This window comes from Plantactinospora sp. A48, assembly GCF_055793945.1.
This window is the reverse complement of record NZ_JBTIXF010000008.1, coordinates 37,008-49,882: the sequence shown is the minus strand read 5'-3', so window position 1 is coordinate 49,882 and position 12,875 is coordinate 37,008. Positions and strand designations below refer to the sequence as shown.

General features: G+C 71.9%; 13 protein-coding genes. 5 read left to right on the top strand and 8 right to left on the bottom strand.

Annotated features, from left to right (window positions below; genetic code table 11):
• The first annotated feature begins 34 nt into the window (after positions 1 to 34).
• Entirely contained in the window at positions 35 to 751 is a 717-nt protein-coding gene (locus ACXN5W_RS06615) for a hypothetical protein (protein WP_473157257.1), read from the top strand.
• 168 nt (positions 752 to 919) lie between these two features.
• Here ACXN5W_RS06615 and ACXN5W_RS06610 read toward each other — a convergent pair whose 3' ends face one another.
• Positions 920 to 1,414 carry a GNAT family N-acetyltransferase gene (locus tag ACXN5W_RS06610; RefSeq protein WP_473157256.1) on the bottom strand — a complete coding sequence of 165 codons (495 nt, stop codon included), beginning with the start codon at positions 1,412 to 1,414 and terminating at the stop codon, positions 920 to 922.
• A gap of 256 nt (positions 1,415 to 1,670) precedes the next feature.
• Complete coding sequence (ligD, locus tag ACXN5W_RS06605) at positions 1,671 to 2,993, bottom strand: non-homologous end-joining DNA ligase (protein ID WP_473157255.1); 1,323 nt, start codon at positions 2,991 to 2,993, stop codon at positions 1,671 to 1,673.
• Positions 2,994 to 3,406: 413 nt separating this feature from the next.
• Between ligD and ACXN5W_RS06600 the strand changes: the two genes are divergently transcribed.
• A complete protein-coding gene (locus ACXN5W_RS06600; RefSeq protein WP_473157254.1) occupies positions 3,407 to 3,619 on the top strand; it encodes a hypothetical protein in 213 nt (70 codons plus the stop codon).
• 74 nt (positions 3,620 to 3,693) lie between these two features.
• Here ACXN5W_RS06600 and ACXN5W_RS06595 read toward each other — a convergent pair whose 3' ends face one another.
• The 4 genes from ACXN5W_RS06595 to ACXN5W_RS06580 form a co-directional block, all read right to left on the bottom strand.
• On the bottom strand, positions 3,694 to 4,134 hold the full coding sequence (locus ACXN5W_RS06595; RefSeq protein ID WP_473157253.1) for a DUF3263 domain-containing protein: 441 nt from the start codon (positions 4,132 to 4,134) through the stop codon (positions 3,694 to 3,696).
• A gap of 179 nt (positions 4,135 to 4,313) precedes the next feature.
• The gene (locus ACXN5W_RS06590) at positions 4,314 to 5,327 is read right to left on the bottom strand and encodes an ABC transporter permease subunit (protein WP_473157252.1); all 1,014 of its coding nucleotides are present in this window, start codon (positions 5,325 to 5,327) and stop codon (positions 4,314 to 4,316) included.
• Positions 5,324 to 6,325, bottom strand: coding sequence for an ATP-binding cassette domain-containing protein (locus ACXN5W_RS06585; protein ID WP_473157251.1), 1,002 nt, complete (start codon positions 6,323 to 6,325; stop codon positions 5,324 to 5,326). Before ACXN5W_RS06585 ends, ACXN5W_RS06590 begins: the two co-directional genes overlap by 4 nt.
• Before the next feature lie 154 nt (positions 6,326 to 6,479).
• The gene (locus tag ACXN5W_RS06580; protein WP_473157250.1) at positions 6,480 to 7,265 is read right to left on the bottom strand and encodes a DeoR/GlpR family DNA-binding transcription regulator; all 786 of its coding nucleotides are present in this window, start codon (positions 7,263 to 7,265) and stop codon (positions 6,480 to 6,482) included.
• 196 nt (positions 7,266 to 7,461) lie between these two features.
• On the opposite strand from ACXN5W_RS06580, the gene ACXN5W_RS06575 reads away from it, so the two are divergent.
• The 3 genes from ACXN5W_RS06575 to nagA are packed head-to-tail and all read left to right on the top strand — an operon-like array spanning position 7,462 to position 10,429.
• Positions 7,462 to 8,394 (top strand): SIS domain-containing protein, encoded by a 933-nt coding sequence (locus ACXN5W_RS06575; RefSeq protein WP_473157249.1) that lies wholly within the window; start codon positions 7,462 to 7,464, stop codon positions 8,392 to 8,394.
• Positions 8,391 to 9,308: an ROK family protein gene (locus ACXN5W_RS06570; protein ID WP_473157248.1), complete on the top strand. Its 918-nt coding sequence runs from the start codon at positions 8,391 to 8,393 to the stop codon at positions 9,306 to 9,308. The genes ACXN5W_RS06575 and ACXN5W_RS06570 overlap by 4 nt, the downstream gene beginning before the upstream one ends.
• Positions 9,308 to 10,429: an N-acetylglucosamine-6-phosphate deacetylase gene (gene nagA, locus ACXN5W_RS06565; protein WP_473157247.1), complete on the top strand. Its 1,122-nt coding sequence runs from the start codon at positions 9,308 to 9,310 to the stop codon at positions 10,427 to 10,429. Before ACXN5W_RS06570 ends, nagA begins: the two co-directional genes overlap by 1 nt.
• A 63-nt stretch (positions 10,430 to 10,492) precedes the next feature.
• Here nagA and ACXN5W_RS06560 read toward each other — a convergent pair whose 3' ends face one another.
• Both ACXN5W_RS06560 and ACXN5W_RS06555 read right to left on the bottom strand, forming a co-directional pair.
• Complete coding sequence (locus tag ACXN5W_RS06560) at positions 10,493 to 11,743, bottom strand: APC family permease (protein WP_473157246.1); 1,251 nt, start codon at positions 11,741 to 11,743, stop codon at positions 10,493 to 10,495.
• 513 nt (positions 11,744 to 12,256) lie between these two features.
• Entirely contained in the window at positions 12,257 to 12,874 is a 618-nt protein-coding gene (locus ACXN5W_RS06555; RefSeq protein WP_473157245.1) for a DUF3455 domain-containing protein, read from the bottom strand.
• Between the last annotated feature and the right edge of the window lies 1 nt (position 12,875).

Below are 12,875 nucleotides of genomic sequence, written 5' to 3'. Positions count from 1 at the left end.
TCCGCGCCGGACGCATAGCGAGGAAGGGAGCCTGGTGCGAGGCGAACTGGACGACGCGCTGGACCGGATGGCCAGGATGGAGGAGCTGAACCGGCGTCGGGCGACCGAGCGCGCTGGACAGCCGAGCGGGGACCGATCCGCCATCGACGAGGTGATCGAAGCCGTGCGCCGGGTGGTCGCGCACCACCCCCGGCTCCGGGTCGCGTTGTGGGCCGAGGAGGGTACGGCCGGAGCGGGCGTCCGGGTCGAGTGGCTGGACGGTCAACTCACCGTCCTGAGCGACGACGAGCCCCCGCCCGCGCCGGCGTCCACCTCGCCGCCCACCCCGCTCCCGGCGTCCGGCACCGGCATCGCCGCCGCGCAGTTCCAGCCGACCGACACCGGCACCGGCACCGGGTCGGGCTATCCCGACGCCAGCGAGCACAACTTCACCCAGCCCGACGGCGGGCACCACGGGTTCGTCCCAACGGACGGCGGAGCGCTGCCCGTGCGACCGGTCGCCGCGACCCACTCCGAGCCGGACGGCCGGCACGAGGCATGGCCGGTACCCGAGGCGTGGTCGGCGCCGCCGCCGGTACCCTGGGCATCCGACCCGGAACCGACCGTCTGGCTGCCCGATCGGGAACCGACGACCTGGACGCCCGACCCGGATAGTGACACCGACGAATCCGCTGCCCGACTGGCCGAGTTGATCCGGCAGGATCCGTCCCTGCTGCGCGCGCCGCAGGACCCGTACCGGCGGCGGGACTGACCGACCGGCCGCGTCGGATCGGCAAACCACCCGGCCGGGGCGTCGGCAATCACCCGATCGGTACGTCGACCCCGTCGGCCCGGGTGCGTCGGCAACCGCCCGGCCGGCCCGTCGACACCGTCCGGGCCGGCGGCGAGCCGGCGGTACACCAGGCGACGGCGCGCGGGCTCAGGCGTCGAGCCGCAGCTCGGCGCGCACCACCTCGCCATCGGGCCGCAGGACAGCGCCACACCGGGCCAGCACGGCCAGTGCCGCGCCGTTGTCCGAGGTGGTGTTGGCGACCACCCGGGCCGCGCCGACCTTGACAGCTTCCTGGAGCAGGGCCCGGAGGGCGGCCGGTCCGATCCCCTGGCCCCGGGCCGAGCGGCCGAGCCACATCCCGGTCTCGACGCTGTCCGGCACTTTGGTGCGGCTCATCCGGATCATGCCGACCACCTCGCCCCCGACGTGGATCGCGTACATGACCGTGCGGGTCGGCCCGTCCAGGCCGCCGTAGCTGGCCCGGTGGAACGCCCGGAACGCATCCCGGCGCGCCTGCGACCACCCGGCCGGCGCCTCGACGGGTGGCATCACCTCGTCCGGCTCGGCCTCGGCGGCGGCCACCGACAGCAGCGGTTCCAGGGTTTCCTCGTCAACCGGCGTGAGCCGGACGTCACCTGCCACGAACCGGGATTGTATGGCCGCCGCGGCACCCTGTCCGCCACGCGTCAGGGAGCGGATCCGTCTGGGCGCACAACGGAGCCGATCCGTCTGGGTGCACAACGGTTTCGATCCGTCTGTGCGCATAACGGTGCCGATGCGGTCCTGGTGTGCTCCACCCGACGGAGCGGATCCAGTCATGGTGTGCGCCACTCAACGGAGCGGATCCGCTCCTGGTCCGCCGCATACAACTGAGCGGATCCGGTCCCGGCCCGGGGTGCTACGGCGGGGATCCGGTCCGGCCGGCCCAGGGGTCGTAGTCGACCTCCAGCGGCTCCTGTCCGGGCCGTTGTTCCTCGGGCACGTGCCGAAGGTTGATCCGGACCCGGTACCAGACCGAACTGCTGCCCCGCATCCCGTCCACCAGGGTGTCCGCCGGCCGCAGGTAGGGGATGACGGCCGGATGCCGTTCCCGCCACCGGGCCAACCCGGCCAACGCCTCGTCCCGGGTCCGGGCCCGGGCGACCTCGACGAGTGGCATGGTTGGCGTCCGCCGTCCACCGGTGGCACCCCGGCCGGACGACGAATCACGGTCGGACGAATCACGGTCGGACGAATCACGGTCGGGCGAGGAACCGGCGCCGGACGGCGTCCTGCGGCCGGACGACGACTCGCGGGCCGGTGGCTTTTCCGCCGGACCGAGCCGGCGGGCCAGGTCGAGCAGCGGTTCCAACGAACCGGCGCCGGACGCCATTTCGGCCCACGGGTCACCCTGCTCGGCGTACCGCTGCGGGACGGTGCCCAGCGTGCCCTGTCTCGGGTCGAAGGTGGTGGCCTCGTCCCAGCTCAGCGGCGTGGAAACCCGTGCGTCAGGAGTGGGTCGCACCGAGTAGGCCGAGGCGACCGTACGATCCTTGGCGTTCTGGTTGAAGTCCACGAAGACGCCCTCCCGCTCCTCCTTCCACCACCGGCTGGTGGCCAGGTCGGGCGCCCGTAACTCGACCTCCCTGGCCACCGTCTCGGCCGCCAGTCGCAGTTGCCGGTACGACCAGTCCGGGGTGATCGGTGCGTAGATGTGGAAACCTCGGGACCCGGAGGTCTTCGGCCAGCCCACCAGCCCGTGGTCGGCCAGCACCTCGCGGACGACGACCGCCACGTCGAGGATCTGCGCCCACTCGACACCCGGTACCGGATCCAGGTCGATCCGCAGTTCATCCGGGTGGTCGAGGTCGTTGGCACGTACCGGGTGCGGGTTGAGGTCGACGCAGCCCAGGTTCACCACCCAGGCCAGCGCCGCGGCGTCCCGAACCACCACCTCCTCGGCCGACCGCCCCGAGGCGTAGCGCAGCTCCGCCACCTCCACCCAGTCCGGCCGGTTGGTCGGCGCCCGCTTCTGGAAGAACGCCTCCTCGGTGATGCCCTTCACGAAGCGCTTGAGGATCATCGGCCGGCCATTGACGCCGCGCAGCGCCCCCTCGGCGACCGCCAGGTAGTACCGGATCAGGTCGAGCTTGGTGTGCCCGGCAGCCGGAAAGACGACCTTGTCCGGGTTGGTGATCGTCACCTCCCGGCCGGCGATCTCCAGGGTCCGTGCCGCGGCCACGTCCTTACCATAGGCCGCCCGACCACACGCCGCCCGACCACGCGCCCCTCATCACCCGCGGACCACGCGCCCCCTGACCACGCGCCCGATGGGTCCGCGTCGGTCCTTCGGTCGCCGGCACGCGCTCAGCGTCACTTCCGGACGAGCGAGGAACGGTGCAACCTCCATGTCTGTGGGGTCATATTTATGGCTCATAGACATAGCAGGCAAAGGGCCTGGCCTGCTCGCTCGGGTTACCGAGCGTGACCAATGCCGGGTCGGTCTGCCTCACCAGAAACCTCATCGGAACCTCGTCGGGATCCGGTCGCGATCCGAGAATCGGGAAAACCGCCGGTCGTCGCCCGGTAGCGTCCGTACCAGGTGGGCGACCGTCTGGGCGGTGGCCGCCAGTGGCGAGGATGGGGGATCGCAGGATGTTGAAACAACTGCACGACCTGGGGTTGCGGGCTGAGCACTGCTACATCGCGGGGATCGCCAGCATCGGCATCTCGTTTGTCACCTGGGCCGTCTCAAACCGGTTCGAGCATGCCGGGATGGACCGGGCCGACCGCTGGGGCATCTTCGTTGGCGAATGGGCACCGACGTTCATCGCTCTCGGTAACGGACTGCGATCTTACGAACGGTAGTCAGCGCCGCCGACCACGGGCGCGGGTCGACGGCGGGTCACACCGCCAACCGTTGGCCCGGGTCGACGGCAAGGTCACCGCCGTCGGCCGCGAGCGCGGGTCGCGCGCAGCCGGCGCAGCCGGCCGATCAGGACCGGTTCGGCGGCGAGCGCCGCCGGATTGTCCAGCAGGCCGTTGAGGAGCTGGTAATAACGGGTGGCGGACAGCTCAAAGGTGTCCCGGATCGCCTGTTCCTTGGCGCCGGCGTGCCGCCACCAGCGCTGTTCGAAATCCAGAATGGCGCGTTCCCGCTCGGTCAGCGTCGGGCTCTCGGCACCGGACGGACGGCCCGGAACATCGCGATCGGCGGCGCCGGCCGGACGATCCAGATCATCGCCTTCGGCGGCGGGCCCGTCCTCGACATCGGGCGCTCCCTCGACATCGGACCCTTCCTCGACACCGGGCCCCCTATCGACACCGGGCCCCCTCTCGACACCGGGCGCTCGGCCGGCGTCGGCTTCGGCGGGCGGTGGCATGGCGCTCCAGGGGTCCAGAACCGGTCGGGGCACCATCCAGCCTAATCCGCCCCTCCGACACCCCGGTCCAGCGTGACCACCCCGCCCGGCATCCCGACGATCCGTGCTCACCAGGGCACCAGCTGTTAAGAAGGGCCCCTTCCTATACAAAAAGCGATAACAAGGGGCCCTTCCTTTCGTCAGGTGATGTCGCGGCGGCGCATCGTCCAGAACGCGGCGACCAGCACGACGGCCGTGCCCAGCCCGAGCAGCCAGGCGGACTGCTGCCAGGTCACCACGAACTCGGCGGGCCGGCACTCGCCCTGGGTGAAGTTGCAGGCGTTGTAGTCCTGCAACACCCATTTCTTGTTGAACCAGGCCACCGCGTAGGTGGACAGCACGAACCGGTCGCCGAAGCGGACGCCCGCGATGTTCAGCGCGATCCGCAGGCCGATCTCACTGATCACCCCGACCGCGACGGCCGCGCCGAGCGCCATGGCGGTGTGCCGGCCCAGCGAGGCCAGCCCGAAGGCGACCACGGCGATCGCCAGCACCAGGCCGATCCCCCGGGCACCGGTGAGGGCGAACGACTGCCACACCCCGCTGGTGAGCTTGCCGGTCACCCCGTCGTACCGGCCGATCAGCCAGAAGGCGAGTGTCCAGAGCGCGCCAAGGCCCACCGCCAGGCCGGCCACCCCGGTCAGCAGGGCGGCCAGCTTCGTGCCCAGCACCCGTAGTCGTCTGGGCCGCCAGAGCAGCAGGTTCATCATCCCGCCCGTGCTCCACTCGGCGCCGACGTACGAGGCGCCGACGATGAACGCGAACAGCGCCAGGACGCCGGCGAACACCGAGATGAAGATCGCGAACTCCTTGCGGAATTCGAACTGGTACGGCAGGTACCACTCGGCCCGGAAATTCTCCCGGGTCGGGCCGAAGTCCCGGCCGCAGTCCGGCGGGAACTTGTCCTTGATGTCCTCACCCCGCTGCTTGGCCGCCTCGCAGTCCCGCACCGACTGCTCGAAGTACCGCAACTGTTCCTGGTACTCGGCATCGGCCCGCTGCTCGGCGACGGCCATCTGCGCGGGACCGAGCTTGTGACTGGCGACGCTGAACGCCACGGTGATGCCGGCGAGCGTGAGGACGAGCAGTGCCAGCATCAGCCGGGTGAGCCGGCGCTTGAACAGCCGGCGCAACTCGGTGCGGTACAGGCTCATACCCCCCACCTCCCCTTGGCCGTCCCGCTCTCGTCGGGTACGGCGGACTGGTCGACCTGGCGGTGCTGACCGGGTACCGGCGCGGTGCCGGTGAGTTCGAGGAACACGCTCTCCAGGTCGACAGTGACCGGCGCCAGTTCGCTGACGTACAGGTCGTGCGCGGCGAGGGTGCGGGTGATCGAGGCGGGCTTGTCCACGCCGTGTACCAGCAGGTGGTCCTCGGCCACCGTGGTCCGGGCACCGGCCCGGGTCAGCTCGTCGGCGGCCGTCGGCAGGTCGGCCACGGCTTCCAGGCGGACCCGGTAGCCGCCTCCGGAGTGCTGGGCCAGCACCTCGGTCACCGGCCCCGCGGCGACCCGGCGGCCGAGCGAGATGATGGTGACCGAGTCGCAGATGAGCTGCACCTCGCCGAGGATGTGGCTGGACAGCACCACGGTCATCCCGGCGGAGGCGAGGTCGCTCATCAGCGACCGCATCTCCCGGATGCCGCCGGGGTCCAGGCCGTTGGCGGGCTCGTCCAGGATGAGCAGCTTCGGGTCCTTGAGCAGCGCCGACGCGACCGCCAGCCGCTGTTTCATGCCGAGCGAGTACGTCTTCACCCGCTCCCTGGCCCGGTCCCGCAGACCGACCAGTTCCAGGACCTCGCCGACCCGGCTGGGCGGCACCTGACCGGCGCCGGCGAGCAGCGAGAGGGTGTCCTGGGCGGAGAAGTTCGGGAAGAACTGCGGGCTCTCCACGATGGCACCCACCTGCCCGGCGACCTGGGGCAGTGCCAGTGGCACCTCCTGGCCGAGCAGCGCCATCCGGCCGCTGTCCGGCCGGATCAGGCCGAGCAGCGTACGCAGCGTCGTCGTCTTTCCTGATCCGTTCGGACCGAGGAAACCATGCACCTGACCGGCTTCGACGTGCATGTCGAAGCCGTCCAACGCCCGCCGGGTGCCCCGGCGACGGCCACGGTAGGTCTTCCGTAGCCCTTCGATCTCAAGTACGGCGGCCAAGGCCCCTCCCGGGTCGCTGATATGACGGGAGGAACAATAGTCTGCTATCCGAAATAGCGGTGCCCCGAAACGCTCGGCCGGGGCCACCCACCTCTTGGGGCAGGCGCACCTCAGCCCTGGGGCAGACGGGCATCAGCCCCGGGGCAGACGCGCATCAGGCGCACACCACGTGCACTCCGGCGTCCCGGAACGACTGGACGGTCCGCGGGTCCCCGCCCGAATCGGTCACCAGGATCTCGATCCGCTCGACCGGGCAGATCCGCGCGAAGGCGTGCCCGCCCAGCTTCGACGAGTCCGCGATGATCACGACCCGCTTGGCCCGGGCCACCATGAGGTTGTTCATCGCCGCCTCACCCTCGTGGTGCGCCGCCGCGCCGAGATGCGGGTCGACGGCGTCCACCCCGAGCAGGGCCACGTCCAGGGTGACCTCGCGCAGCAACGCCCCGCCGAGCGGTCCGACCAGCTCGAACGACTTGGGCCGGACCACCCCGCCGGCCACCACCACCTTCATCCGGGACCGCACCAGCAGTTCGTTGGCGATGTTGAGGGCGTTGGTGACCACGGTGAGCTGGGCGCCCTCGGCGCTGGTGTTCAGGTCCGGCCGGACCGCGAGCGCGCGGGCCACCTCGGTACTGGTGGTGCCGCCGTTCAGCCCGACCACCATGCCCGGGGAGACCAGCGCGGCGGCCGCCGTGCCGATGCGCTGCTTCTCGGCGGAGTGCTTGGCGGTCTTGTAGCGCAGCGGCAGGTCGTACGAGACGCCGTTGGCCACGGCACCACCCCGGGTACGGGTGATCATCTGCTGCTGGGCGAGCTGGTCGAAGTCCCGCCGGATGGTGGCCTGCGAGACACCCAGCTGGTTCGCGGCGTCCTCGACGCTGACCCGACCGCTGTCGGTCAGCAGTTCGAGCAGGGCGTTCCACCTGGCGTACCGGTCCACCGGAGGCCCCTCCCTGCACGTACCGTGATGGAATGGCTGCACGATAGTGCGCGAAACTATCGGGACGCAAACGGTTGACCTGCGCGATCGGCGGCCCTATTGCCACCGCGTTACGAGTTCGCGCAGAATGATGCGCCAAAGACGGCAGAACCAAGCCGTTTCGCGCAGTGGTGGCGCGGAGTTCCGAGGAGCAGAGATGTCGTACGTCGAAGCGGAGATCGCCAGCCAGCCGGAGTGCTGGATCCAGGCCGGCGAGCTGGCCGAGCGGTCGACGGTGGACCTGCCCCGTCCCGGCGAGCGGGTCGCCGTGGTCGGCTGCGGCACCTCCTGGTTCGTCGCGATGGCGTACGCGGGACTGCGGGAGAGCCTCGGGCAGGGCGAGACGGACGCCTTCCAGGCATCCGAGTTCCCGATGAACCGGCGGTACGACCGGATCCTCGCCATCTCCCGCTCCGGGATGACCACCGAGGTCGTCGACCTGCTCCGGGCGGTACGCGGACAGCGGCCGACCACGTTGTTCGTGGCCGACCCGGCGTCCCCGGCGGCGGACCTCGCGGCGGCCACCATCGCGCTGCCGTTCGCCGACGAGCGTTCGGTGGTGCAGACCCGCTTCGCCACCAGCGTGCTCGCGCTGCTGCGGGCCCACCTGGGCACCGACCCGCAGGCCCTGGCCGCGGACGCCGAGGTCGCGGTGCGCTGCCCGGTGCCGGCCCGACCCGAGTTGGTGGACCAGGCCACCTTCCTCGGCACCGGCTGGACCGTCGGGCTGGCCCACGAAGCCGCGCTGAAGTGCCGCGAGGCCGCCAACTTCTGGGCCGAGGCGTACCCGGCGATGGACTACCGGCACGGGCCGATCGCGATCTCCGGACCGAACCGGCTGGTCTGGGCGTTCGGCACCGTCCCCACCGGACTGGAGGAGGACGTCGAGGCCACCGGCGCGACGTTCCTGCACAGCCGCACCCACGGCTGTCACACGGTGCTCGGCCGGTGGGCGGCCGGACGTACCCCGCTGGACCCGATGGCCGACCTCATCCTGGCCCAGCGGTTCGCGGTGGCCCTGGCCACCGTTCGCGGGCTGGACCCCGACGCACCCCGGCACCTCACCCGCTCCGTGGTACTGACCGGATGACCGACGTCGTCCTCGCGCTCGACGTGGGCGGCACCGGTATCAAGTCCGCCCTCGTCGGCGCCGACGGCGTTCCCCGACACACCGCCCGGCACCCCACCGGGGCCGAGCGTGGCCCCGAGGCGGTCGTGGACACCGTCTGCTCGGTCGCGACCGAGCTGTCCGAGGCCGCCCGGAACCGTGGCTGGACCCCGGTCGCCGTCGGCGTCGTCGTACCGGGGGTGGTGGACGAGGTCCGTGGTCGCGCCGCCTGGTCGGCGAACCTGGGCTTCCGGGACGTACCGCTGCGGGACCTGGTGGGTGACCGCCTGGGGTTGCCGGCGGCGCTCGGCCACGACGTGCGTGCGGGTGGGGTGGCCGAGGCCCGGCTCGGCGCCGGACGTGGCCACGACCACGCGCTGTTCGTGGCGATCGGCACCGGGATCGCCGGGGCGCACGTGGTGCGCGGGTCGGCCGCCGCCGGCGCCCACGGCGCCGCGGGTGAGCTGGGCCACCTCGTGGTACGCCCCGGCGGACCGCGCTGCGGTTGCGGCCAGCTCGGCTGCCTGGAGGCGGTGGCGTCGGCGTCGGCCGTCGCCCGCGCCTACGCCGCCCACACCGGCGCCCTGGCCACCGCCGCCGAGGTGGCGCGGCGGGCCCGCTCCGGTGAGCCGGCGGCCGGGGCCGTCTGGCGCGCTACCGTGGACGCGCTCGCCGACGGCCTGCTCGCCGGACAGACGCTCTACGACGTCTCCGTGATCGTGGTCGGTGGCGGGTTGGCCGAGGCGGGAGACCAGCTGCTCGGCCCGCTGCGCACCGCGCTCGCCCAGCGGCTCACCTTTCAGCGGGAGCCCGCCCTGGTGGCCGCCGCGCTCGGCGACGAGGCCGGCTGCCTCGGCGCCGCACTGCTCGCCCTCGACAGTTTGGAGAGTTACTGATGGTGCTGCGCGTCGCCGGCAAGGTGGTGACGCCGTCGGGCGTCATCCGGCAGGGCTGCGTGGAGATCGACGGGGAACGGATCACAGCGGTGGCCGAGTACCCGTCGATCCAGGACGGGCACTGGATCATGCCCGGCTTCGTCGACATGCACACCCACGGTGGGGGTGGGCACAGCTTCACCACGGGCGATCCCGACTCGGCCCGTCGGGCCGCCGACTTCCACCTGCGGCACGGCACCACCACGCTGCTGGCCAGCCTGGTCAGCTCGCCCACCGAGGCGATGCGCGCCGCCACCACGGCGTTCGCCCCGCTGGTGGCCGAGGGGGTGCTCGCGGGCATCCACTACGAGGGCCCGTACCTGTCGACGCGGCGCTGTGGCGCGCAGCATCCCGAGCACCTGCGGGACGCCTCCATCGACGAGCTGACCGAGCTGCTGGACCTCGGTAGCGGCACGGTGAAGATGGTCACCCTGGCCCCCGAGCGGCCCGGTGCGCTGGACGCGATCAAGCTGCTGGTCTCCCGGCGGGTGGTCGCGGCGATCGGGCACACCGACGCCACCTACGACGAGACCAGGGCCGCCATCGACGCGGGCGCCACGGTCGGCACCCATGTCTTCAACGGAATGCGCCCGCCGCACCACCGTGAACCGGGGCCGGTCTACGCGCTGCTCGCCGCTCCCGACCTGATCTGTGAGCTGATCGCCGACGGTGTCCACCTGCACGACGGCACCCTGTCGTTCGCGGCCGGCGTGACCGGGCCGGACCGGGCCGCGCTGGTCACCGACGCGATGGCCGCGGCCGGCATGGCCGACGGCGACTACGAACTCGGTGGGCAGGCCGTCGTGGTGGCCGACGGGGTGGCCCGGCTGGTCGAGCCGGACGGCACCCCGGGGGTCATCGCGGGCAGCACCCTCACCATGGACGCTGCGCTGCGCCGGGCGGTTGGCGCCGGCATCGCGATCCCGGACGCCAGCCGGATGGCTTCGGCCACCCCGGCCCGGGCGCTCGGCGTGGACGGTCAGGTGGGCTCGCTGCTACCGGGCTGGCGTGCCGACCTCGTGGTGCTGGACGACGACCTGCGGGTGGTCCGGGTGATGCGCGGCGGCGCCTGGGTGGACTGACCGTGGCCGGGTGAACTGACCGTGCCTGGGTGAACTGACCCGTGCCCGGATGGACTGACCGGGTCAGCGCGACCCGGTCAGCCGCCGGCGCAGGGCGTACCCGGCAGCACCCGCGGCGAGCACGCCGAGGCCGGCCAGCACGCTGCCGGTCGGCAGGTTGACGGCCAGCAGCAGGCAGCCGAGCAGGCCGAGCAGGGCCAGCAGCCGGACCGGGAGGCGCCGACCGGGCTCGCGGCCCAGGGTGAGCGCCGCGGCGTTGGTGATCGCGTAGTACACCAGCACCGTGCAGCTGGAGAAGCCGATCGCGCCGCGCAGGCCGCCCAGGCAGACCACCACGACCACCACGGCCGCCACCGCCAGTTCGGCCCGGTGCGGCACCCGGAACCTCGGGTGTACGGCGGCGAGCGCGACCGGCAGATCGTGCCGGCGGGCCATCGCCAGTCCGGTCCGACCCACCCCGGCGATCAGCGCCAGCAGCACGCTGGTCACCGCCACCACGGCACCGGCCCGGACCACCCAGGCCAGTCCCGGCTGCCCGGCGGCGCTCACCACGTCGGCGAGCGGGGCGGTCGAACCGGCCAGTCGAGCCGGCCCGAGCACCGCGAGCGCCACGACGGCCAGCACCAGATAGACCGCCAGCACCGCGCCGAGGGCCAGCGGCACCGCCCGGGGAATCGTCCGCTCCGGATCACGGACCTCCTCGCCGAGCGTGGCGATCCGGGCGTACCCGGCGAAGGCGAAGAACAGCAACCCGGCGGCAGTGAGCACGCCCCGGGGCGTGCCGTCGGCGAAGCCGCCGATCCGGGCGGGGTCGGCGGCGCCGGTCAGCCCGCCCACCAAGGCCACCAGCGCGAGCACCGCCAGGGTCAGCCCGACCAGCACCCGGGTGACGAGCGCGGTCCGGCCGATGCCGCGCAGGTTCACGGCGGTGAGCACGAGTACGGCCACCACCGCCACCGGCCGGGCGTGTGCCGGCCACAGGTAGGCGCCCACCGTCAGCGCCATGGCGGCGCAGCTCGCCGTCTTACCGGTGATGAAGCTCCAACCCGCGACGAAGCCGGCCAGGTCACCGAGGCGTTCCCGGCCGTAGACGTACGTCCCGCCGGACTCGGGATACCGGGCGGCGAGCCGCGCCGAGCTGGTCGCGTTGCAGAACGCCACGAATCCGGCGAGCGCCAGCGCGACGAGCAACCCGAGGCCACCCGCGCTGGCCGCCGCCGGGGCGAAGACCACGAAGACCCCCGCGCCCAGCATCGAACCGAGACCGATCACCACGGCGTCCGGTACGCCGAGCCGCCGAGCCAGGGAGGTCACGGCCCAACCCTAGGCCCAGATCAACGTCCCGTTGTCCCCGGTGCGACTCCGACTCCACCAACTTCCACCGGATGCCACAACCCACAAACTCCACCGCGGCCCACCAACTCCACCCGGAGCCCACCAACTCCGCCGGGCGCCGCACGCCCACCGACCCCGCCAGGTAACGCACGGTCCGATCATCACTTGCAGTGACCGATCCGTTGACCGACCTGAAGCTGTTCCGAGAGACTTTGCAATGCTTCCCTCAAGGCGACGCACACCGAGGGTGAGAACTCACTGGCCTTCTACCCCCAGCGAGCATCGGCATCATCGCAGCTCAATCATGATGTAGCCGATAGGGAAGCATTGCAAAGGAGGTGCGACCGACCCCGGCGGGCAGCAACTGCGGTTACTCAAAGTAGCGACCGAGGTTATCGTAGAGCCATTACTCAGAGCACTCATCCGGGCCGTCGGACACCGGGTTACCGGGCACCAGGCGCCGTGGCACCGGGGCACCCGGGCGCCGACATTTTAACCTGCGGCCGGTACGTAGAACCGGTACTCGGCCCGGTACGCCACGCCGGTCGTCTGGCCGTCCGGACAACCGCCGACGGGCGCCACGCCGCCGCTGGTCGCGATCCGCTGCACGTAGTCGACTCGGCCGAACACCCCGTCGCCCCGGTTACCGGTCGCCTGCAACAACAGTTGCGGAATGGAACCCGGCACCGGGACCGAGGCGACGACCCGGGCTTCGACCAGCGAGCCGTCCTCGGTGGACTCCCAACTCGGTCCCCGGAAGTGGATCGCGGTCCCCACCCCGATCGGCTGCCACATCCAGCCTGCCAGGTTCGCGGCCGGCTCGACAAAGGCCCACATACCGCCCGTACACCGGTAGACCTGGACGCCGCGGGCGAGGAGGTCAGCCCGTCGGAGGTGGCCAGGCGGCGGTTCGAGGACCGGCGGCAGATCCACCGCCCCGACCGCGACGGGCTGGACCAGCGGCACACCCGACACCAACGACGCCTCCGGCGTACCCGGTGAAGCAGCGTGACCGGCGCTGCCGCCGATCGTCCCCAGCAGCACAGCACCCAGGGCGGCGGCGGTGAACAACCGGAGCGGTCTCGTGGCATGAATCGTACGAATCGTCATA

Bases quoted from the DNA above. Each gene is read 5' to 3' on its own strand.
- ACXN5W_RS06600 (WP_473157254.1), top strand. From the start codon at position 3,407: ATGTTGAAACAACTGCACGACCTGGGGTTGCGGGCTGAGCACTGCTAC.
- ACXN5W_RS06595 (WP_473157253.1), bottom strand. From the start codon at position 4,134: ATGCCACCGCCCGCCGAAGCCGACGCCGGCCGAGCGCCCGGTGTCGAG.
- ACXN5W_RS06590 (WP_473157252.1), bottom strand. From the start codon at position 5,327: ATGAGCCTGTACCGCACCGAGTTGCGCCGGCTGTTCAAGCGCCGGCTC.
- ACXN5W_RS06575 (WP_473157249.1), top strand. From the start codon at position 7,462: ATGTCGTACGTCGAAGCGGAGATCGCCAGCCAGCCGGAGTGCTGGATC.
- ACXN5W_RS06570 (WP_473157248.1), top strand. From the start codon at position 8,391: ATGACCGACGTCGTCCTCGCGCTCGACGTGGGCGGCACCGGTATCAAG.
- nagA (WP_473157247.1), top strand. From the start codon at position 9,308: ATGGTGCTGCGCGTCGCCGGCAAGGTGGTGACGCCGTCGGGCGTCATC.
- ACXN5W_RS06555 (WP_473157245.1), bottom strand. From the start codon at position 12,874: ATGACGATTCGTACGATTCATGCCACGAGACCGCTCCGGTTGTTCACC.